Origin of the sequence: Paenibacillus sp. FSL H7-689, assembly GCF_000517905.1 — a bacterium.
Lineage (GTDB): Bacteria > Bacillota > Bacilli > Paenibacillales > Paenibacillaceae > Paenibacillus > Paenibacillus amylolyticus.
The window spans coordinates 477,491-498,600 of sequence record NZ_ASPU01000015.1 but is presented as its reverse complement, the minus strand read 5'-3'; the positions used below and the strand labels follow the sequence as shown (position 1 = coordinate 498,600).

Below are 21,110 nucleotides of genomic sequence, written 5' to 3'. Positions count from 1 at the left end.
GAATGGCTATGGAAGGAGGGAAGCGGATTGCTGATTACGGTCACAGGCGGCATAGGTAGTGGTAAAACCCGGTTTGCCCTCAAGTACGCAGCCGGGATTAGCCGGGAGGGTGTATATTTATCCACCGGTGATCATGATCCCGTTATTCCCGAATTGCCATCCGCTCATTATCGTGCCATTCATGCCGGGAACGGTCAGCATCTGACAGAGGTGATCACCCAGATTAATCGGGAATCCAATCTGTTTTTGGCGGATCAGCGAATTGTAATTGTAGACAGTCTGACCTCCTGGATGGCTGCCGGTTTCAGGGCAACAAAGGATCTGGATCATCAGCGTTCAGAGACACAGCTTTTGCTTGATGCATTATTGTCTTATCAGGGGAAGTTGCTTGTGATTACCAATGAAATGCATGGCACATTGCATCCTACCGAGGAAGAACGAATATTTACAGCGAGAATGGCTTCGGTTAATCGGATGCTGCAGATACATGCTGAAAAGATGTACTTGCTGGTATCTGGTCTGGCTATCGATCTTAAAAGTCAGGGCATGCGAAATGAAGATGAACGATAGCGAGATGACATAAACGGGTGATATAAAGAAGCCTCCTTAACCACGAATTGGTGGCGAGGAGGCTTTATTTATTAAGCTATTCTTTTTATTTCTGCTTTTTGCTACGTCTGATCCACCAGATGATACATCCGATGAGAATGATGGCCAGAATGACATACACTACAATGGAATAGACGTCCATAAAGTGCAAAATGCTCTCCCATGATGCGCCAAGCGCAGCACCAACGCAGACTAGAATGACATTCCAGATCAATGTACCAATGGTTGTGAAGAGAAGGAATAAACCAAATTTCATATTGGACATGCCTGCGGGAATGGAGATAAGACTACGAACGAGGGGAACCATTCGGCAGAATAATACGGTCCACATGCCATATTTGTCAAACCATGCATCGACACGGTGAATATCCTCTTTTTTGATGCGCAGAACATGTCCCCAGCGTTCCACAATTTTCTCAAGGCGTTCGACGTCAATGAGTAGACCAATACCATACAGGATCACAGCACCAAAGACAGAACCAATAGTTGCAGCGATAATAACTCCCGGAAGAGTGAGACTGGTATAGGTGGTCATGAATCCGCCAAACGGCAAGATGATTTCGGATGGAATCGGGGGGAATACGTTCTCAAGAGCAATAATGAGTGCAATGCCTATGTAGCCGTATTGTTCCATGAAATCGGTTATCCAGTTTTGCATAATCGTCTCCTTTACTTTTGGTTTCCTTTGATTTGTCGTATACTCGGCAGAGCACACCAATTCTTATATACGTGTAAAGCGATAGACGGGTTTCTGAAAAAATGGCATTCCCGTATTCATTATTATATTACCAATTGGAGGGATAACGATGGGCATATATACACGAACAGGTGACGAAGGACAGACTTCGGTCATCGGTGGACGCGTCATCAAGGATGATGACCGAGTTGAGGCTTATGGTACGATTGATGAGTTGAACTGTTTTGTAGGCCAGGCGATCAGCCTTATTGACTCGGCTCAAGGGGAATTTGAAGATCTGCGTGAACACCTGTTGGAAGTTCAGCAGGAACTGTTTGATTGCGGGTCGGATCTGGCCTTTGTGAAGATTAGTGAGACCAAATATAAGGTGAGAGATGAAATGGTCACACGTCTGGAACAATGGATCGACCAGTATGATGCAGAGAACCCAAAAGTGGAACGGTTCATTATTCCTGGTGGCAGTCAGCTGTCTTCTGCTCTTCATGTGTGCCGTACTGTATGTCGTCGCGCAGAGCGTCGCACGGTAACACTTGGACAACATACAGATATTAATCCGTCTGTACGACGGTATCTAAACCGACTGTCTGATTACTTCTTCGTGGTTGCACGGACGGCCAACGCGAGACAACAGGTGGCGGATATTGAATATGTGCGGAGCAAAAAAGTCTTCCGCCGCAAAGAATGAGCCAGTATTATTCGCCGATTGTCTACACGGTGACCGAACAAGAAGATGGCTGGCTGCTGAAGACCGTGCTTCAGCGCCGGCTGCTGGTGTCGCGTAAGCTTTTGTCCAAAATTAAGCTGACGGAGCAAGGTATCATGCTTAATGGAGAGCGCGTGTACATTAGCGTCAAGGTAGCTGCGGGTGATGTCGTTGAAGTTCGGATGGAGCAAGAGGAATCGGATGATATTTTGCCTGAACTTATTCCCTTTACCGTCCTGTATGAAGATGAGCACTTGCTTATTGTTAACAAGGATGCGGGCATCATCGTTCATCCGACACATGGACATTATACGGGTACTTTGGCAAATGGCGTTGTTCATTACTGGAAAACCAAGGGCGAGCGCTTTCGGTTCAGACCGATTCATCGACTTGATCAGGAAACGTCAGGTGTGCTCGCCATAGCCAAGAACCCTTATGTGCATCAACATGTCTCTGAACAGATGATTGCAGGAACAGTGGACAAGAAATATATTGCACTTGTGCACGGCAGTCCTGTCCCGGAACAGGGGGCAGTAGATGGACCGATCGATCGCGATCCTGAAGAGCCACACCGCCGAATCGTAACACCTGATGGCTACGCTGCAAGAACGTTGTACACGACCGTAACACGTTGGTCAGGGGGCAGCGCCAGTGCGATAAGCCTCAAGCTGGAAAGTGGCAGAACCCATCAGATCAGGGTACATATGACGTCCATCGGCTGTCCATTAATCGGTGATCGAATGTACAAGACACTACCTGTGCATGATATCGATGAGCAGACCATGGCTGTTCGAGAAGAACGGGATACCTGGATCGAACGCCAGGCATTACATGCCTGTGAGCTGACGTTTGAACATCCAATTCTAAAGGAACGCATAACGTTTCAAGCTCCTTTTCCAGCAGATATGGCCGCGCTAGAGAAGCGTTTGAATGATGAGGCAGCTCCAAGGGAGATGCTCTAGGAGAAAGCGCCAAAGCACTTCCCTAAGAAATGACGGCTTTGCCGTAGTTTTGTGCAAAGCCCGTCCTGCTTGTCAGTCAACGCTAGTTGGCTAACTTGTGTGAGGGATGCTTTATGCACCCGAACAACATACCGTAGGCTAATCTTTATGGTTTAATGTATTGATGCTTACCCATTTCATGTTAAATATTTCAAGAATTCAAATCTCAAAAGCTTTTAAGGATACAAAAGCTGTAAGATTTTGATCCGAAAAAATATAGCCGAATGTGAGTTTTTGATCTCATTCGCAAAAGTCAGTAAAATTACATGGCGATGGTATCGATTTGGAGCGACTTTTGGATTTGCAAAGCAAACCAAGGGAAGTGAGAAGTCGAAACCGGAGCAGAGGAGGAACACATACCATGAGTAACTTAAAAGTATATCAATATGCCAAATGCGGCACATGCCGCAAAGCTGTAAAATGGCTTGAAGCTCAAGGACATGAGCTGGAGTTAATCCCTATTTTTGACTCACCGCCTTCAGAATCTGAACTAACAGAACTCATCCAAAAGAGTGGGCTGGAAGTGAAAAAGTTCTTTAATACGAGTGGGGAAGTATACAAAGAACAACAATTGAAGGACAAGCTTCCAGGCATGTCCGCTGATGAACAGATTCGTTTACTGGCTTCCAATGGTCGACTGATCAAACGTCCGATCGTTACGGATGGAGAAAAGGTGACGGTTGGATTCAAGGAAGAAACGTACGAGCAGGAATGGAATAACGCATAAACGCGCTGAATATCAGCCTTGAATTGTTCAAAATTCAGGGCTTTTTTGGCTGAACGATGGTTGGCGGAACTATGCTATAATGATAGAATTAGTTTCGATATTTTATATGCTAGATTTAGATAGGAGAGAACAAATTCAAGTGAATCAACGTAATGAACCTACTTTGTTGCTGGTAGACGGTATGGCGGTGTTGTTCCGTGCTTTTTATGCGACATCTTCAAGCGGATATATCAGACGTACAAAGGCAGGATTGCCTACCAACGCAGTCTACGGATTTATCCGTTATTTCTGGGATGCGGTTCAGACTTTTGGGCCAAGTCATGTCGTATGTTGTTGGGATATGGGCGGTAAGACGTTCCGCGGTGAAGAATATGCAGCCTACAAAGGCAACCGAGCCGAAGCTCCGGATGACCTGATTCCCCAATTTGCTCTGATTCGTGAAGTCATGGATAGCCTGGGTATTCCGAATATAGGTGCACAAGGATTCGAAGCCGACGATTGCATCGGGACGCTTGCGAAGTATTATACCGAAGAGACCGATATGAATGTTATGGTACTGACGGGTGACCACGACATGTTGCAACTGATTAATGACCGCACAAGTATCATTATTATGAAAAAAGGCCATGGCAACTACATGGTGTACAACCCTGAAACGCTCATGGCTGAGAAACAACTGACACCTCGTCAAGTGATTGACATGAAGGGTCTGATGGGAGATGCCAGCGACAATTATCCGGGAGTACGGGGAATTGGTGAGAAAACAGCGTTGAAGCTTGTACAGGAATACGGCTCCATTGAAGGGATTCTGAGCAACATGGATAAACTGACCCCTTCGGTGCGTAACAAGATTGAGAATGATTTGGACATGCTTCATCTGTCCCGCAAACTGGCAGAGATTCATTGTGCTGTTCCGGTTGCCTGCGCGCTGGATATCTGTGAATTGCGTCTTGATCCGGATATGGTGATGGACAAGTTTGAACAACTTGAGATGAAGAGCCTTGGCTCTTGGATGGGAGTGGCAATAGGGTGAGCAACATGAATAACGTACGAACAGGCAAAAAGTGGTGGACAGGGGCTATGGCCCTCGTCCTGGCCTTGCCCGTAATTCTTTCGGGAGCAGTAAGTGCACCACAGACAGTGGATGCCAAAGCAGCAATTAACACCAAAGTACAGAAAGTAAAAGCAGCAGGACGTAATTTTACCGTACAGACCGTTTCGATTCCAAAGGGAACATCGGTTACCGTGGGACTCGCGAAGAAGCAAGTTGGCCAGACGGCAACATTGCCATCGATTGTGAAAGCCTATGGTGCGCAAGCAGCCATTAACGGAGCATTTTTTGAAGCATATAACGGAGCACCAGATCCATACGGTATGTTAATAGCAAATGGTAAGGTCATACATATTGGAAGATACGGAACATCCATCGGATTTAAGGAAGACGGCTCGGCGATCATGGATTCACTTCAGGTGAGTTTGACAGGTAAAGTAACGGATACAAAAGGTAAATCACGGAGTTGGTATGCAACCTTTATTAATCGAACACCTTCAGCGAACGCAAGCATTACGATGCTGTATACGCCTGAACGAGGTGCCACAGTCGGATTCAAAGGTGGCACTGCGGTTGTCATGGAGAAAGGTATCGTGACCAAAAAAGTGCCCAATACAAATGTAGCGATTCCTAAGAATGGCTCGGTACTGGTCTTCACAGGTAATCAGAAGTCTTCTTCGGACCGTTTCACCGTTGGTTCGACCGTAGAAATGAATTATAAGTATACGAACGCAGCAGGCAAAGAGATCCCTTGGCAAGATGTAGTGACTGCTGTTGGGGCAGGACCCCGTCTGGTAAAAGACGGCAAGGTAGCTGTCAATCCGACGAGCGAAGGTTTCAAGGATGCCAAGATTCTTAATGCTTCCGGAGCCAGAAGTGGTATTGCGATCATGGCGGACGGTTCTGTTATGCTGGCTACCGTTTCCGGAGCAACAATCAAGGAGTGGGCAGCGGTGATGCAGAAGCTTGGCGCCAAACAGGCCATGAATCTGGATGGCGGTGCTTCCTCGGGTATGTATGCAGGGGGCAAAATGCTGACTTCTCCAGGTCGGCTATTGAGTAATACACTCGTATTTGGCGGCTCTGTGCGTTAAAAGAAAGTGATTATGGGAGGTATGACGCAAATGACACTCACATCTGATCGAAAGCCAGGGAAGGGCAATACAGCTGTTCTGGCCATTAATGTAGGACTGCCGCGGCCGCTCCCTGGGCAGAAGCGTGAAGTGCTGAGCGGCATTGTGAAACATCCTGTATCCGACGCGGTTTTCCTGTCATTCACTGGAATGACAGGGGACGCGCAGGCGGATCTGGTGCATCATGGCGGCCCGGACAAAGCCGTTTGTGTATACGATTACAGTCGTTATCCGGCGCTGGAACAACTGATGAATCGCAAGCTGGATTGGGGAGCTTGTGGAGAAAATCTGACGGTTGAAGGCTGTGCCGAAGAAGACGTACGGATTGGTGATGTGTACGAGTTGGGCGAAGCCACAGTGCAGGTCAGTCAGCCCAGACAACCTTGCTTCAAGCTGGGTGCGAGGTATGACTATAAGGAGCTGCCTGTTTATTTTCAGGAGAGTGGATATACCGGCTTTTACTTTCGTGTACTGCAAGAAGGTGAGGTAGGGCCTTTATCGATATTTCGACGGATCAGCACCGATCCAGCCTCAATGACGGTTCTTGAAGCCAATCGAATCATGCATCAGGGGAAAGAAAATGTCGAAGGTATTCAGGCGTTGCTGGCCATTCCTGCGCTGTCAGACAGCTGGAGGCAAACGTTAATGAAACGATTGTCCAAGCTGGAGAACAAGTAGCAGGGTAATTATCGTGTCATCAAGTAAAGCAATTCGAATTCCTTTTTAAACTAACTTGGGAGTGTGACTAACATGACGATCTTAGGCGCAATTGAAGCAGGAGGAACCAAATTTGTATGTGGTATTGGCACAGAAAACGGAGAAGTTCTGGAACGCGTAAGTTTTCCAACAACAACACCGGAAGAGACCATGGCTCAAGTGATTTCATTTTTTGAAGGCAAAGGCATTGAAGCTCTGGGTGTAGGCTCATTCGGTCCGATTGATCCGATTGAAGGAAGCCCAACATATGGCTATATCACAACAACACCGAAACCACATTGGGGACAGTATAACGTGATTGGCAAGCTCAAGGAGCATTTTGATGTGCCGATGACATTTGATACGGATGTGAATGGTGCGGCACTTGGAGAAGCAACCTGGGGCGCTGCACAAGGTCTTGAGAGCTGTCTGTATATCACTGTGGGTACAGGTATTGGTGCAGGTGCTGTGGTTGGCGGTAAAATGGTCCATGGATTGTCACATCCAGAGATGGGACATATCATTGTACGCAGACATCCGGAGGATACATACGAGGGTTTCTGTCCGTATCATGGTGACTGCCTCGAAGGCCTTGCAGCAGGACCGGCCATTAACAAACGTTGGGAGCAACCGGCTTATGAACTGCCTGCAGATCATAAAGCTTGGGAGATCGAAGCACATTACCTGGCACACGCCCTGATGAACTATGTTCTGATTCTCTCTCCGCAGAAAATTGTCATGGGTGGCGGAGTAATGAAGCAGGAGCACCTGTTCCCGATGGTTCGTAGCAAACTGCAGGAGTTGCTGGCTGGATACGTTCAGCATCCGGCACTTCAATCCGACATTGACCAGTATGTTGTTTCACCAGGACTTGGTGACAATGCGGGTCTGTGTGGTTCACTGGCGCTTGCCAAGTTGGCATTGAATAAGTAGGTCATTAAGGGATTGACGAATTTTACCATTGTGGTATGATATGGGCAACAGCATAGTACGGTTAATGAGGAAGCACCTCTCTTGCATGGATTTTGCAGGAGGGGTGTTTTTTTGTGCTGCCTATAGGTAGTATCTCTAACTCGTATAAGCTGAATATTCAAAGGGAGGGAACGAAAATGGAAGTCATTTTCATGAACAGATTGTCCAGAATGTCAGATCAGAATGCAGAGTATGCACAGTTATGGATTGGGGAAGAGGAAGATAGTTGGCAGCTGGGATGGAGTCGCTACGAGGAAGGAGAGCGTGAGGACAGCATCTGGTATGAAGGGACTTCTTGGGAGGAGCTGCTTCATATTTACCGTCATCAGCTTACCATACAGATGAGTGAGGGGTACCGACCGCAGTTGCAGGGGTTATTTCATGAGAATGATGATCTGAAGTCACGCAGTTATGGTGGACAGCGGCTCCATTGTTACAGTGAGTTATACGGCAATGAACAATTATATACGGATCTGTGCACATGGCGCAGGAAGAGAGCTGTGTCTGACCGGAAGGCACCGTATTTTATTGCAACGAATCGTCTGCTGCGTTTGATCAGTGCCTTTGTTCCGCAATCGCTGGATGAACTGATGCAACTTCCGGGCGTAGGAGAGAGCAAAGCAACTGAGTATGGTGCGGAATGGATGGAGATTACAACCGGACTGGAGCGTTCAACGACATTCCCGCTGGACTGGGTATACACGGCGCTGAAGGAAGAAGAGTATGAGAGTTGGTTATACAAGCAGAGAGAGCAGAAGTACAAGCAGGAACTTGATAAGTTCACCACGCGTAAGCAGGTGCTTGAAGGCATGAAGGAAGGGCATACGTTAGAGGAGATTGTTAATCGATCTGGATTATCCCGACGCGAGTTGGTTGAGCTGTTAGAGGCACTGGATCACGAAGGTTATGACACCGATTGTCTTCTTGATGTGGAGCTGGCAGTGATGCCAGAGAACGAACAAGAGGCCGTATGGAGTGCGTATGAGGAGCTGGGAGATACGTTCCTGAAGCCAGTATTACATAAGGTGTATGGAGGAGAGAAACCCGATGGAGGAAGTCTGGAGCAGGTCTATGAAAGACTGCGCATGATTCGAATCCGCTTCCGTCGGCACGCAGAGACAGAGAAGAATGTTGGTTAATAATCAGAAATGAAAAAAGACGAGGCGTTTCTCCCGGAGGAGCGCTTCGTCTTTGTTATTTCATACGAGTTCATACCCAGTCTTTCTTGCGGAAAATGAAGAACATGCTCAGGCCCAGAGTAACCATCAGGCCAATCACAACAAAATAGCTGTATTTCCAGTTAAGCTCTGGCATGTTCGTAAAGTTCATGCCGTATATACCGGTAATGACCGTCAGCGGCATGAAGACCGTGGTAATGGCGGTAAATACACGCATGATTTCATTCGCCCGGTTCGCAATACTGGATTGGTAGGCTTCTCGCAAGTTGCCCATCAGGTCGCGATAAGTCTCAAAGGTTTCAGATATTTTTACAGCATTCTCATAGATGTCACTGAAATACTTTTGCAGTTGATCATCGATGAGACGCAGATCTTTTTTGTTGAGTGTATTAATGACCTCTTTCTGAGGTCCGAGCACTTTCTTCAGCCACAGAATCTCACTGCGCAGCCCGATAATTTCACTCAAATGTGACTTTTTGGTGTGCATCAGAATGTCTTCCTCAAGCTTCTCGATTCGTGCTTCAATTCGGTCACCTACGGTGAAATAATTATCAACAATCAAGTCAACCAGCAAATACAGCAGACGATCCGGTGTACTGATTTCCTGTTCCCACAGGATCGGTTTCAGTGTGCGCAATTCGCTGATCTTGTGCTTGGTAACACTAATAATGAAATGTCTGCCAAGGAATAAGTTGACCGCACGTAGAAATATCTCTTCATCATCAAAACGGATGCTATTAATCACAATAAAATAATGGTTCTCATAAATTTCAATCTTCGGACGTTGTTCTTCGTCACTAAGACAGTCTTCTACAGCCAGATCATGCATCAAGAACAGCGGCTGAAGTACCGCCAAATCGTCTACGTCTGCATCAATCCAGTAAAATCCTTCCGCTGGTGGAGTCAGCGCCTGCTGAATGTCGTCCACCGGAATAAATACACCGTTGTTTACCAACCGGATTTTCATCGTTAATCTACTCCTTCTGCACCCGCCAACTTGGCGGATATTATCATTATGGGCGCAAAAAGAACAAATCAGCCGGTCGGCAGCGGAGCCTGGAGATCAGGGCTGCGTTCACTATATAATCAAACGGAAGTCACGTCCCGCTGCCGGCATGCTGATGTCAGTTCTCTATGCAGTTTGTCGGAATTCGGCTGCCAGTCAGGCCTCGGGTCGCCATCCATTTAATATGTCACCTCTCACATAAGGGTTTATAACACCTTGTTTAGTATACCGCTGGTACAAGGTGCTTTCAAGCGCAAAAATGTGTCTATTTCGCGCCCTGAGGCAGTGTATGACAACGGATGATGAACGGTTCCGATCTGGGAAGCAGACATCGAACTGCAACTTGACGTGAGGGCATTAATGTAATAAAGTAGACGGTGAACCATATTTAATTACAATCTAATACAGCGAAATCTTATCAAGAGTAGGTGGAGGGACTGGCCCGATGAAACCCGGCAACCGGCGGTATACCGCACGGTGCTAATTCTTGCAGCGACTAAGTGTCAGGTGGCACTGTTGTAACTGAGAGATGAGAGAGGCGCATATCTATTTTACATATGACCTTTCTCGAAATCCGAGGAAGGTCTTTGTCATATGCCCCGACTTCTCAGCAGTGATTTTCGCTAAGGAACTTGAGGTTGTTTGTAACGTTGGATGAAAGAGCAATTCAATGTTTTTACAAGCTCAAGGCAGTCTATAACTGTATTGATGTGAAGACATCAAGCCAAGGGTGGCTGCATCTATCTATGCACAAGGAGGAGTTAGACTTACTATGCCAATCAAAATACCCGATACGCTACCAGCAAAAGAAGTACTTGAAGGAGAGAATATCTTCGTCATGGATGAAACTTCTGCATATCAGCAGGATATTCGTCCACTCCGTATCGCTATATTAAACCTGATGCCCACAAAGGAAACGACCGAAACACAATTGCTTCGTCTGGTGGGAAACACGCCTATTCAGGTGGATGTCGTTCTTGTACATCCCAAATCCCATACGTCGAAGAATACGTCTCAAGAGTATTTGGATCTGTTCTATAAAACCTTTGATGAGATTGAGCACCGTCGTTTCGATGGAATGATCATTACGGGTGCCCCGGTGGAACAGATGGATTTCGAAGACGTGAACTATTGGAATGAAATCCAGGAGATCTTCGAATGGACCAAAACCAATGTGACTTCAACCCTCCACATATGTTGGGCTTCTCAGGCAGGTTTATACCATCATTTTGACGTACCCAAGGTTGCACTTGATGAAAAGTGTTTTGGCGTTTTCCCACATACCATCAATAAACCACATGTTCCGTTGTTGCGTGGATTCGATGAAGTATTCAACGTTCCACATTCCCGTCATACGGAAGTGAGACGCGAAGATATTGAAAAGAATGAGAATTTAGAGATTTTGGCTGAATCTGAGGAAGCGGGGATCTTCCTGGTTGCTACCAAAGACGGCAAACAGATTTTTGCCACAGGACATGCCGAGTATGACCCGTTCTCATTAAAGTGGGAGTATGACCGGGATGCAGCCAAAGGTTTGGATATCGCATTGCCTAGGCATTATTATCCGAATGACGACCCTTCCCGTGTGCCACCAGCTACTTGGCGCGCTCATGCCAACTTATTATTCTCTAACTGGCTCAATTACTATGTGTATCAAGAAACACCTTACGATATTGGCCCGCAAATCTAATCGAGATTACAGGAGGATGCAGCAATGGAAGACAACAACAAGTTGAAAATCGAAAGCCGCTTAGCACAAATTGGGTCCATTAATGAACCGGTAACAGGCGCCATTAACTTTCCGATCTATCAATCCACTGCGTTTCGCCACCCGAAGCTTGGACAAAGCACGGGGTTTGATTATATTCGTACGACTAATCCAACCCGTAAAGTATTGGAAGAAGCCGCCGCAGCGCTGGAGTCCGGTGATGCAGGGTTTGCCTGTAGCTCGGGAATGGCCGCGCTGCAAACGATCTTTGCCATGTTTGGTCAAGGGGATCATCTGATTGTATCGCTGGATCTGTATGGTGGAACCTATCGTCTGCTGGAACGTATTCTGTCCCGTTTCGGCGTAACTGCAAGTTATGTGGACACGAATGACCTGGCAGCACTGGAGAAGGTTCGTCAGCCGAATACCAAAGCTGTATTTATTGAGACACCAACCAATCCACTGATGATGATCACAGATGTGGAAGCTGTCGCTTCCTGGGCGAAAAGTTACAACCTGTTGACCATTGTTGACAACACGTTGCTGACTCCATTTTTCCAACGTCCGATTGAACTGGGTGCCGATATCATCATTCATAGCGCTACCAAATATCTGGGCGGACATAATGATGTGCTCGCCGGACTAATTATTACCAAAGGTGAGGCGTTATCTGCTGAGATGGCGTTCCTGCATAATTCCATTGGAGCGGTATTATCTCCAAGTGACTCCTATCAGCTGATGAAAGGTATGAAAACGCTGGCTCTTCGCATGGAGCGTCATGAGCACAATGCAATTACTATTGCCAAATACTTGCTTGAGCACCCAGCGGTGGTTGAAGTGTATCATCCAGGTCTATCCGATCATCCGGGGTATGGGATACAGAACAAACAATCCACGGGTAACACAGGTATCTTCTCTTTCAAAGTGAAGGATGCACGTTATGTTGAACCGTTGCTACGTCATATCCAACTCATTGCTTTTGCCGAAAGTCTCGGCGGAGTTGAATCACTCATGACTTATCCAGCAGTACAGACTCATGCGGATATTCCGCTTGAAATTCGTGAAGCCGTAGGTGTGGATGACCGTCTGCTCCGGTTCTCCGTAGGCATTGAACATGCCGAAGATCTGATTGCAGATCTCGGCAATGCTCTGACAGTTGCACAACAGGAAGTGGAAGGAGGCGTGCACTCATGAGTGAGTCCAACAACAAGCCCAAATCCGAGTTAAAATTTGATACCAAATTGCTCCATTTTGGAGATGAGATTGACAAAACGACTGGAGCGTCCAGTGTACCGATCTACCAAGCATCAACATTCCATCATTTTGATATCTTCAATCCGCCTCAACATGATTACAGTCGTTCGGGTAATCCGACACGTCAGGCTTTGGAAGATTACATCACACTGCTGGAGGGCGGTGCACGAGGATTCGCCTATTCATCGGGAATGGCCGCGATATCCAGCGTGTTCATGATGTTCTCCGCAGGGGATCACATGATTGTTACGGAAGACGTATATGGAGGTACGTATCGTTTGCTTACTTCCATATTAAGCCGTATGCAGATCGAGACAACCTTTGTAGACATGACCAATATAGATGAAGTAAAAGCGGCACTCAAGCCAAACACCAAGGCAGTTTATATGGAAACACCTTCCAACCCTACACTGCGAATTACGGATATCGCTGCCGTAACTGACTGGTCGAAGGAACATGACCTGATCACGATTCTGGATAACACCTTTATGACACCGTACTATCAGCGTCCAATTGAGCTTGGTGTGGACATCGTCGTACATAGTGCTACGAAGTTTCTCGGAGGTCACAGTGATGTACTGGCAGGGTTAGCGGTTGCTCGCACGGAATCACTTGGCGTACAACTGAAACAGTTGCAAAATGGACTTGGAACTGTACTCGGGGCACAAGAATCCTGGCTTCTGATGCGCGGGATGAAAACCTTGGGGGCTCGTATGGCTCATAGTGAACGGAGCACAGCCAAACTGGCGGCATGGCTTAATGAGCGCAGTGATATTACCGCTGTGTTTTATCCTGGACTTGAGGATCATCCGGGCCGTGAGGCACATGAGCGCCAGTCCACAGGATATGGAGCTGTCGTTTCTTTTGACGTCGGTTCAGGTGATCGTGCAAAAGCAGTTCTTAACCGGGTGAAGCTCCCCATTGTTGCTGTAAGCTTGGGAGCTGTGGAGAGTATTCTGTCCTACCCAGCGATGATGTCTCATGCGGCAATGCCGGCTGAGGTTCGCCGTGACCGTGGCATTACAGATGGGTTGCTGCGCTTCTCTGTAGGTCTGGAAGATATCGAAGATCTCATTGTAGATTTGGAGCAAGCACTTCAGGAATCCTAACAAAAATGGATGCCCGAATCCGCCGATGTGTATCACTTAAGTTCGAACTAATTCTTTTCCATATGTAAAAATTTTTACTTATTTTTAAAGCACCTGTACATAAGGTGCTTTTTTTCACATGTAACCTGTGTTACGATATGTGGAGTACAGAAATGCGATGTTGCCACCAGAACTTGCTTCTCTTGAACAAGTTGGGACGGATCGTTATATAATTTCTCTTCATGAGGGAGGCTTTTTTACGATGAGTACGGTAGACCGTATCTTAGATAAAGCCCTTCGGGGCGAACGTTTGGACTTGGAAGACACGATTCAGTTATTTGAATCCAATGAAGTGGACAAAATCGGGGCAGCTGCTAATGTCATTATGAAACGCATGCACCCTGAACCATACAGAACATTTGTAATTGGGCGTAACGTCAACTACACAAACGTGTGTGATGTGTACTGCCGTTTTTGTGCTTTCTACCGCAGACCTGGTTCGGATGAAGGTTATGTGCTTCCGGACGAAGTGATTTTCCAGAAGATTCAGGAAACGGAAGATGTGAATGGTACCGAGATTTTGATGCAAGGTGGAACGAATCCAAACTTGCCTTTCAGCTATTATACAGACCTGTTGAAAGCTATCAAAGAGCGTTTCCCGAACATCACGATGCACTCTTTCTCCCCAGCGGAGATTATGAAAATGGTTGAAGTATCCGATGGCCTTACATTGGAAGAAGTTGTTCGTGCCATTCACGAAGCTGGACTGGATTCCTTGCCTGGCGGCGGCGCTGAAATTCTGGATGACCGCACACGTCGGAAGATCAGTCGCTTGAAAGGTTCATGGCGTGATTGGATGGACGTTATGCAAACTGCACACCGCATCGGTATGAACACCACGGCAACGATGGTTATCGGACTTGGTGAATCGATGGAAGAGCGTGCATTACACTTGCTCCGTGTACGTGAAGCTCAGGACGAATGTATTGCGAACAAGTATGACTCCGAAGGTTTCCTGGCGTTTATTCCTTGGACTTTCCAGCCGGATAATACAAACCTCAAGCTGGAGCGTCAGACTCCAGAAGAGTACTTGAAGACTGTAGCCATCAGCCGCCTGGTACTTGATAATATCAAGAACATTCAATCCTCTTGGGTAACGATGGGTCCTGAGATCGGTAAGAAGTCGCTTGAATTTGGCTGTAATGACTTCGGTAGCACGATGATTGAAGAGAACGTTGTATCTGCTGCTGGTGCAACTTACAAAGTTAACATTGAATCCATTCTCCGTTTGATTCGGGAGTCCGGTTATATCCCGGCACAACGTAACACCCGATACGAGATTGTGCGCATGTTCGACGAAGAAAATGCCGTACATGAAGATTTCGTAATGCAGAACTAATTCTAATTAATTCAATACTACTCTTTATAAACTTTGATCGTTAGATAAGTATTTATGAAGCCATGCCCGCTGACTACTCCGTTTGGAGAGACGGCGGGCTTTTTGATTTCTTTCTGCGGTTCGAGGTCATCAAACAGTACATGTTACGCAATTGCCGATATTTTATATTGAAATTGAACTGTTACAATGAAAGGGAACTTGTGTAGTCAGACACGCTGGAAGGGGTTAAACCGATGAAGAGAAGAATACTTGGCAAGACGGAACTGGACGTACCTGTATTGAGTTTTGGAGCATCCTCACTCGGTTCTGTATTTCGTAACATTGACCGGGACGAAGGGATTCGCACTGTACATGCGGCCGTAGATGCGGGGATGAATTACATAGACGTTTCGCCTTACTACGGGCTGACAAAAGCGGAGTCCGTGTTGGGTGAAGCCATCCGTAGCTTGCCGCGCAGTTCATATATGTTATCAACCAAAGCCGGACGGTATGGGGAAAATGAGTTTGATTTTTCACGTCAGCGGATTCTGGATAGCGTGCAAGAGAGCCTGGATCGACTGCATACAGACTATATCGACATTCTGTTCCTGCATGATATTGAATTTGTGCCAGCAGAGATCATCGTAGAAGAAGCCTTTCCAACGTTGCTGCGTCTGAAAGAGCAGGGAGTTATACGACATGCGGGCATTTGTGGATTGCCCTTGCCGTTGTTCGAGAAGGTTCTGCCACAGATCGATGCGGATGCGATCATCTCGTATTGTCATTATTCATTGAATGATACCTCATTATTATCGTTATTGCCCCTGTTGGAAAAAAAAGAAATTGGCCTCGTCAATGCTTCGCCTCTTTCTATGGGCTTGTTGAGTACCCGAGGGGCTCCTGCCTGGCATCCGGCAGATGATCGGGTGAAAGAGCTCTGCCTAAAGGCTGCCCGCTTCTGTGCAGAACAAGGCAGTGACATTACCAAGTTGGCCGTGCAATTCTCCACGTCGAATGAACGAATTCCGACAACACTGGTGAGCAGTGCCAGCCAGCGCAATATCCTCAATAATGCAGCCTGGATAGAGGAACCGATGGATCAGAGCCTGCTGGATGAAGTGCTGCGCATTCTGGCTCCATTGCATAACGAGACATGGTCAAGCGGAAGACCTGAATATAATACGAAGCCAAGCAACACGACAGCAGAAGCATCCAAGGGGGAACTACGATGAGAGCCATTGTATGTGAAGAAATAGATCAATTAAAGCTCCAGGACCTGCCTCAACCGGAACGAGCAGAAGGAGAGGCGTTGGTTGCCATTCGGCGGATTGGGATCTGTGGAACGGATCTGCATGCGTACAAAGGCAACCAGCCATTCTTTACCTATCCTCGTGTTCTGGGCCATGAACTGGCGGCTGTTATTGAAGAAATCGGTCCGAACGAGGCTGGGTTACAGCCTGGGGATCAGGTAAGTATTATTCCGTATCTGCACTGCGGTCAATGTATTGCATGTCGCAGTGGAAAAACCAATTGTTGTGCGTCCATGCAAGTCATGGGTGTGCACGTAGACGGAGGCATGAGAGAAAAAATCAGCGTGCCTGTCTCACATCTGCTCTCAGCAGAAGGTTTGACGCTGGATGAGACGGCAATGGTAGAACCATTAAGCATTGGAGCCCATGCCGTCAGAAGAGCAGGAATTAAACCTGGTGAGCATGTGGTTGTGATTGGAGCTGGCCCCATTGGATTGGGTGTGATGGCATTCGCCAAACAGGCTGGAGCGCGTGTTATTGCCGTTGATCGTAATCTGGACAGGCTGGAGCTTAGCCGGACTTGGGCTGGAGCGGATGACCTAGTACAGGCCAATGAACATACTGTACAACAAGTGGCTGAAATTACGGGAGGCGACTATGCTACAGCTGTCTTCGATGCAACAGGTAACGTGAATTCCATGAATGAGGCCATTCAATATGTGGCGCATAGTGGTCAACTCATTTTTGTTGGACTGGTGAAAGCGGATATTATCTTTCATGACCCCGAATTTCACAAGCGGGAGATGAGTATCCTGGGCAGTCGAAACGCAACCCGTGAAGATTTTGAACAGGTCCTGTCGACCTTGCGTCAAAAGAAACTAAGTATGGATGGGTACATCACACACCGAGTGGAATTTAATGAGCTACCTACGGCAATAGATCAATGGTTATTGCCAGATTCACATGTAGTCAAAGCTATCGTTGAACTATAATATCAATTAATTATAATAACAGAAAAAAACGCTCTCTGACCTTGGTGGACAATACTGTCCATCCATAGGGTAAGAGAGCGTTTTTTTATTTTTCCGGATTCGTTACAATACCCGCATGTGGATCAATGTGACGCACAATGGACTTCAACCAGATCATCTCCAGCACATGTACCTCATAATAAAGTGCACCCGGGATTTGCCTGATCCATCCTTCCGCCATCGCGAGTTGTGTTGAGTCAGAAGTGGCTTCCAGAATTCCAGGTTCACGGCGTAGCCGTTTGCGTACAGCTTTTTCAACTTGAGAGCTTTGTGTGGTCAATATGCATACTTTGCGTTTGGAAGAGAAGCCCCTGAACGCAATGTACACCATTTCATAAGCAATAAGGTAGGCGATTACGGAATACATCGCTTGGTCCCAGCCAAAGACAACACCAGCGGCTGTCAGTATCAACAAGTTAAGAAGCATGATTATTTTTTCGATAAGCATCCGTTTTCCGCTAAACACACGTTCAGGTGGGCGGGAAGACGGATCACCGATTTCCAGCGTATCCAGTGTCCCGCCATACCGCACGACGAGTCCAATTCCGAGTCCGAGGCATAATCCGCCAAACATGGCAGCAGCCAGCGGATGCTCTACAAGTGGCGGCATGGGATGAAGCACAATGGCACCGATCGAAAAGACAACCAGACCTAGAACAGTAACCAGTACAAATTTCTTCTGCACAATCTTGTAAGACAGAAATATAAACGGCACATTGAATAAAAATAGGAACAATCCAATCCTCATTTCGGTCCAGTGGGCGAAGAGTGAGGAAATGCCTGTAATGCCTCCAATAATAATTTTATTGGGGTGTAAGAACAATTCAAGTCCCACGGAGGCCAGAATTCCGCCCGCAATAACGAGAAACAGGTTTAACCAGCGGCGGGTAGACGATATCCTGGTCTTGGCGGTGTTTGGCACCGGATTAGCCGATATCAGAGGTGCTTTCATAGGTCATCCTCCTTAGTGCGGCTTTCGAGCCATTCTCCCTGGGTTAGTCACAGAAAGATCGGCGTAAGAGCCGCGAAGTACGTTAGTATGTCTGTTCTGTACAGACATAGGTGTTATCCTTCTTTCTGCAGCACCTTTGGTTCTTCTTTCTTTTTCCGAGGATCTTTGAACTTGAATATTTTATCCAATAAACGGAATACATGTTTGGACTCTTTGGTTAATAAAGGACCCAGAATGGCCAGAATTAGGACGTACAGCGCGGCAAATGGTTGAATCATTGGCAACAGTCCCCCGGCTTTACCCATGTTGGCCAAGATGATGGAAAACTCACCCCGTGACACAATGGTTAATCCAATATTCGCCGATGCTTTGGGTGAAAGTCCTGCACTGCGCCCGGCCAGCATACCCGCCAGGAAGTTACCGAACAATGTAATAACAACTGCAATCAGAGCTAACCATACGGCATCGCCACCCAAGGACAACGGATCAATGGACAATCCAAAGCTGAAGAAGAAGATGGCTCCGAAGAAGTCACGGAACGGTAGAATCAAGTGCTCAATCCGTTTTGCGTGTTCTGTTTCAGCAAGCACCAGACCAACCAGTAATGCACCAATCGCTTCGGCAACATGAATGGTTTCAGAGAAACCAGCTACCAGGAACAAGGCTCCAAATACAACGAGAGAGAATAGTTCATTCGATCGAATTTTAAGCAATTTGTTTAGTAGCGGTGTTGCTTTGCGTCCAAGGATAATCACGATAAGCATGAATCCGAGGGCAATAAGTGCGGACATGATGACGCCTCCGATGGAGGATGAATCACTAAGCACAAGTCCGGACAAGATCGAGATATATACAGCGAGGAATACATCTTCGAACATAATAATACCCAATATCATCTCTGTTTCCGGATTGGCCGTTCGTTTCAAATCGACGAGTACCTTGGCCACAATGGCACTGGAAGAGATGGTAGTTATACCTGCGATAATAAGTGCTTCTGCAACTGGGAAACCGGACACAAAACCGAATATTAATCCCAGCGTAAAGTTAATGCCGATGTAGATCGAGCCGCCTACTGCAATGGAGCGACCCGATTTAATTAAACGACCTACCGAGAATTCAAGTCCAAGGTAGAAGAGAAGGAACAGGATACCGATCCGACCCATAAATTCAATAAAAGGCTGACTCTCAATAAAACGGAAGTCCAGATGCCAGATTTTCATGGCATGTGGCCCAACGGCCATCCCGATCAGAATATAAAATGGAACGACCGAAAATCTTAGTTTTGCCGATAAAAGGCCGGCTGCTGCAATGAGCACAAGGGCCAGACCTACTTCGAATATCAAATGATCCATCTATTTACCCCCTTCCAGTCAGGAGGAGGGATTTAAACAGTTTCTGCTGATTGCGTTCGCCAACGGCTACCACCGTGGATTCTGCACTGATAACTACCTCCGGACCTGGGCTGATATGTTTTTTGTGATTTTTCTCTACAACGGCGATAACCGTTGCCCCAGAGTTTTGACGTACGTCCAATTCACCGATGGATTTACCGATACTTCCGAAGGATGGTTCGATTTTGTACCACTCGATAATCAGGTCGTCAAACGTTACTTCAATATTTTCAAGCTGTTTTGGCTTGTAAGTTAATCCGCCAACAATAGCAGCGATCTGACGTGCTTCGTAATCGTCAAGTGTGATCATCGAGATGCTTTGATCGGGATCATCATACTCGAAGTGGTACATTTCCCGGCGACCGTCATCGTGAATAATAATGACAATTTTATCACCGCTGCTTGTTTCAATCTGAAATTTTTTGCCGATTCCCGGCAAGTCTGTTTCGCGTACATCCATGGATTGTTGCCTCCTTATAATTAGGGGCTGGCCACAGAAGACAGGCTTATTTCCCGAAAATGATTAATCTGCTGCTCAAGGGAACATCAAAAGATGCGGGTAAACAGAGCCAGAAATTCCTGACACAGCCATATGATTTGAATTTGTCGGTGTGGGTACAACAAAAATAGGTACTGTCATAAACATGGGTTTATCTAACGTGTGCTAAAAGGGTTATAAGTTATGCACAAGCGCACCGTCTTTCATTACAGAGGTGTCTTCATGCAAAAGCAACCTGTAAATACGTCGTAACGGCTAGTGAAGAGCGTTCACGTATTTTGGTGCTATAGGGGTGAGGGATACATACATGCTGGTAAACTTAATAGGTAGCAGAAATAATCTGCGTTTAAACAGACAATACCACGGTTTAAAGGACAGACCCGTTGTAGGGATTCGCAGCATCAATAACAATGCGAGGACAAGAAAGACAGGCTTATTATGCGTAACCGCAATCAGCTTGGACATAACTTGTGGATATTTGCGAATGACAGGTTTCTGCTGGGATTCGGGTATTTGCAACAGCACTTCCTTGTTGGAAGTTGCTTCTACAGACACCCCAACGGCAGATTCGGACTGCATCGGAATAGGGAAGCACAAGGCTTGGAAAACGCACAAAATGATAATGATAGTGTAGTGGAGTATTCTAGGTTGTTGTCTCATTTTGGCTTCCCTCCTTTCCCGTGAAATATACTGTTATTAAAATAATAACACATTTTTGTCTTAACTCCAAACCTCTTTATAATATACTGAGAAATCATGACACGCTTTCCATCAATCCGCTTCGTA

21 protein-coding genes and 1 riboswitch are annotated in these 21,110 nt (G+C 46.6%); of the genes, 15 read left to right on the top strand and 6 right to left on the bottom strand.

The genetic code is table 11. The features are described 5' to 3' along the window. The first annotated feature begins 27 nt into the window (after nucleotides 1-27). Entirely contained in the window at nucleotides 28-570 is a 543-nt protein-coding gene (locus C170_RS13140; RefSeq protein ID WP_036610092.1) for a bifunctional adenosylcobinamide kinase/adenosylcobinamide-phosphate guanylyltransferase, read from the top strand. Nucleotides 571-655: 85 nt separating this feature from the next. Here the strand turns inward: C170_RS13140 and C170_RS13135 are convergent, their stop codons facing one another. Next, the gene (locus C170_RS13135; RefSeq protein WP_036610090.1) at nucleotides 656-1,267 is read right to left on the bottom strand and encodes a DedA family protein; all 612 of its coding nucleotides are present in this window, start codon (nucleotides 1,265-1,267) and stop codon (nucleotides 656-658) included. 148 nt (nucleotides 1,268-1,415) lie between these two features. On the opposite strand from C170_RS13135, the gene C170_RS13130 reads away from it, so the two are divergent. From C170_RS13130 to C170_RS13095, 8 genes are all read left to right on the top strand, one after another. Next, on the top strand, nucleotides 1,416-1,991 hold the full coding sequence (locus C170_RS13130; protein ID WP_036610088.1) for a cob(I)yrinic acid a,c-diamide adenosyltransferase: 576 nt from the start codon (nucleotides 1,416-1,418) through the stop codon (nucleotides 1,989-1,991). Continuing rightward, the gene (locus C170_RS13125) at nucleotides 1,988-2,971 is read left to right on the top strand and encodes an RluA family pseudouridine synthase (RefSeq protein ID WP_036610086.1); all 984 of its coding nucleotides are present in this window, start codon (nucleotides 1,988-1,990) and stop codon (nucleotides 2,969-2,971) included. Before C170_RS13130 ends, C170_RS13125 begins: the two co-directional genes overlap by 4 nt. Nucleotides 2,972-3,371: 400 nt before the next feature. After that, complete coding sequence (locus C170_RS13120) at nucleotides 3,372-3,737, top strand: arsenate reductase family protein (protein WP_017689621.1); 366 nt, start codon at nucleotides 3,372-3,374, stop codon at nucleotides 3,735-3,737. A gap of 139 nt (nucleotides 3,738-3,876) precedes the next feature. Continuing rightward, complete coding sequence (locus C170_RS13115) at nucleotides 3,877-4,770, top strand: 5'-3' exonuclease (protein WP_036610085.1); 894 nt, start codon at nucleotides 3,877-3,879, stop codon at nucleotides 4,768-4,770. 5 nt (nucleotides 4,771-4,775) lie between these two features. Continuing rightward, nucleotides 4,776-5,882, top strand: a complete 1,107-nt coding sequence (locus C170_RS13110; protein ID WP_305955668.1) for a phosphodiester glycosidase family protein — start codon at nucleotides 4,776-4,778, stop codon at nucleotides 5,880-5,882. Nucleotides 5,883-5,912: 30 nt separating this feature from the next. Continuing rightward, entirely contained in the window at nucleotides 5,913-6,599 is a 687-nt protein-coding gene (locus tag C170_RS13105) for an MOSC domain-containing protein (RefSeq protein ID WP_051447156.1), read from the top strand. Nucleotides 6,600-6,671: 72 nt separating this feature from the next. Further along, nucleotides 6,672-7,550, top strand: a complete 879-nt coding sequence (locus tag C170_RS13100) for an ROK family protein (protein WP_047842269.1) — start codon at nucleotides 6,672-6,674, stop codon at nucleotides 7,548-7,550. Between the two features lie 176 nt (nucleotides 7,551-7,726). After that, entirely contained in the window at nucleotides 7,727-8,728 is a 1,002-nt protein-coding gene (locus C170_RS13095; protein WP_036610077.1) for an HRDC domain-containing protein, read from the top strand. A gap of 70 nt (nucleotides 8,729-8,798) precedes the next feature. Here C170_RS13095 and corA read toward each other — a convergent pair whose 3' ends face one another. Further along, nucleotides 8,799-9,734, bottom strand: coding sequence for a magnesium/cobalt transporter CorA (gene corA / locus C170_RS13090; RefSeq protein ID WP_036610074.1), 936 nt, complete (start codon nucleotides 9,732-9,734; stop codon nucleotides 8,799-8,801). 451 nt (nucleotides 9,735-10,185) lie between these two features. Beyond that, nucleotides 10,186-10,309, top strand: a riboswitch (SAM riboswitch). A 236-nt stretch (nucleotides 10,310-10,545) separates the two neighbouring features. Between corA and metA the strand changes: the two genes are divergently transcribed. From metA to C170_RS13060, 6 genes are all read left to right on the top strand, one after another. Further along, complete coding sequence (gene metA / locus C170_RS13085) at nucleotides 10,546-11,463, top strand: homoserine O-acetyltransferase MetA (protein ID WP_036610071.1); 918 nt, start codon at nucleotides 10,546-10,548, stop codon at nucleotides 11,461-11,463. A gap of 24 nt (nucleotides 11,464-11,487) precedes the next feature. Further along, nucleotides 11,488-12,675: a PLP-dependent transferase gene (locus C170_RS13080; RefSeq protein WP_036610068.1), complete on the top strand. Its 1,188-nt coding sequence runs from the start codon at nucleotides 11,488-11,490 to the stop codon at nucleotides 12,673-12,675. Next, the gene (locus C170_RS13075) at nucleotides 12,672-13,844 is read left to right on the top strand and encodes a trans-sulfuration enzyme family protein (protein ID WP_036610065.1); all 1,173 of its coding nucleotides are present in this window, start codon (nucleotides 12,672-12,674) and stop codon (nucleotides 13,842-13,844) included. Before C170_RS13080 ends, C170_RS13075 begins: the two co-directional genes overlap by 4 nt. A 241-nt stretch (nucleotides 13,845-14,085) precedes the next feature. Continuing rightward, complete coding sequence (gene mqnC / locus C170_RS13070; protein WP_036611015.1) at nucleotides 14,086-15,222, top strand: cyclic dehypoxanthinyl futalosine synthase; 1,137 nt, start codon at nucleotides 14,086-14,088, stop codon at nucleotides 15,220-15,222. Nucleotides 15,223-15,455: 233 nt separating this feature from the next. Continuing rightward, nucleotides 15,456-16,433, top strand: coding sequence for an aldo/keto reductase (locus tag C170_RS13065; protein ID WP_036610063.1), 978 nt, complete (start codon nucleotides 15,456-15,458; stop codon nucleotides 16,431-16,433). Beyond that, a complete protein-coding gene (locus tag C170_RS13060) occupies nucleotides 16,430-17,443 on the top strand; it encodes a zinc-binding alcohol dehydrogenase family protein (RefSeq protein WP_036610062.1) in 1,014 nt (337 codons plus the stop codon). The genes C170_RS13065 and C170_RS13060 overlap by 4 nt, the downstream gene beginning before the upstream one ends. Before the next feature lie 85 nt (nucleotides 17,444-17,528). On the opposite strand, the gene C170_RS13055 is transcribed toward C170_RS13060, so the two are convergent. The 4 genes from C170_RS13055 to C170_RS30055 all read right to left on the bottom strand — a co-directional run bounded on the left by C170_RS13055 (nucleotide 17,529) and on the right by C170_RS30055 (nucleotide 20,984). After that, the gene (locus tag C170_RS13055; protein WP_051447155.1) at nucleotides 17,529-18,434 is read right to left on the bottom strand and encodes a YitT family protein; all 906 of its coding nucleotides are present in this window, start codon (nucleotides 18,432-18,434) and stop codon (nucleotides 17,529-17,531) included. 113 nt (nucleotides 18,435-18,547) lie between these two features. After that, nucleotides 18,548-19,786, bottom strand: a complete 1,239-nt coding sequence (locus C170_RS13050; protein ID WP_036610060.1) for a cation:proton antiporter — start codon at nucleotides 19,784-19,786, stop codon at nucleotides 18,548-18,550. Between the two features lie 4 nt (nucleotides 19,787-19,790). Next, the gene (locus C170_RS13045) at nucleotides 19,791-20,285 is read right to left on the bottom strand and encodes a cation:proton antiporter regulatory subunit (protein ID WP_036610059.1); all 495 of its coding nucleotides are present in this window, start codon (nucleotides 20,283-20,285) and stop codon (nucleotides 19,791-19,793) included. Between the two features lie 294 nt (nucleotides 20,286-20,579). Next, nucleotides 20,580-20,984, bottom strand: coding sequence for a hypothetical protein (locus tag C170_RS30055; protein ID WP_051447154.1), 405 nt, complete (start codon nucleotides 20,982-20,984; stop codon nucleotides 20,580-20,582). Between the last annotated feature and the right edge of the window lie 126 nt (nucleotides 20,985-21,110).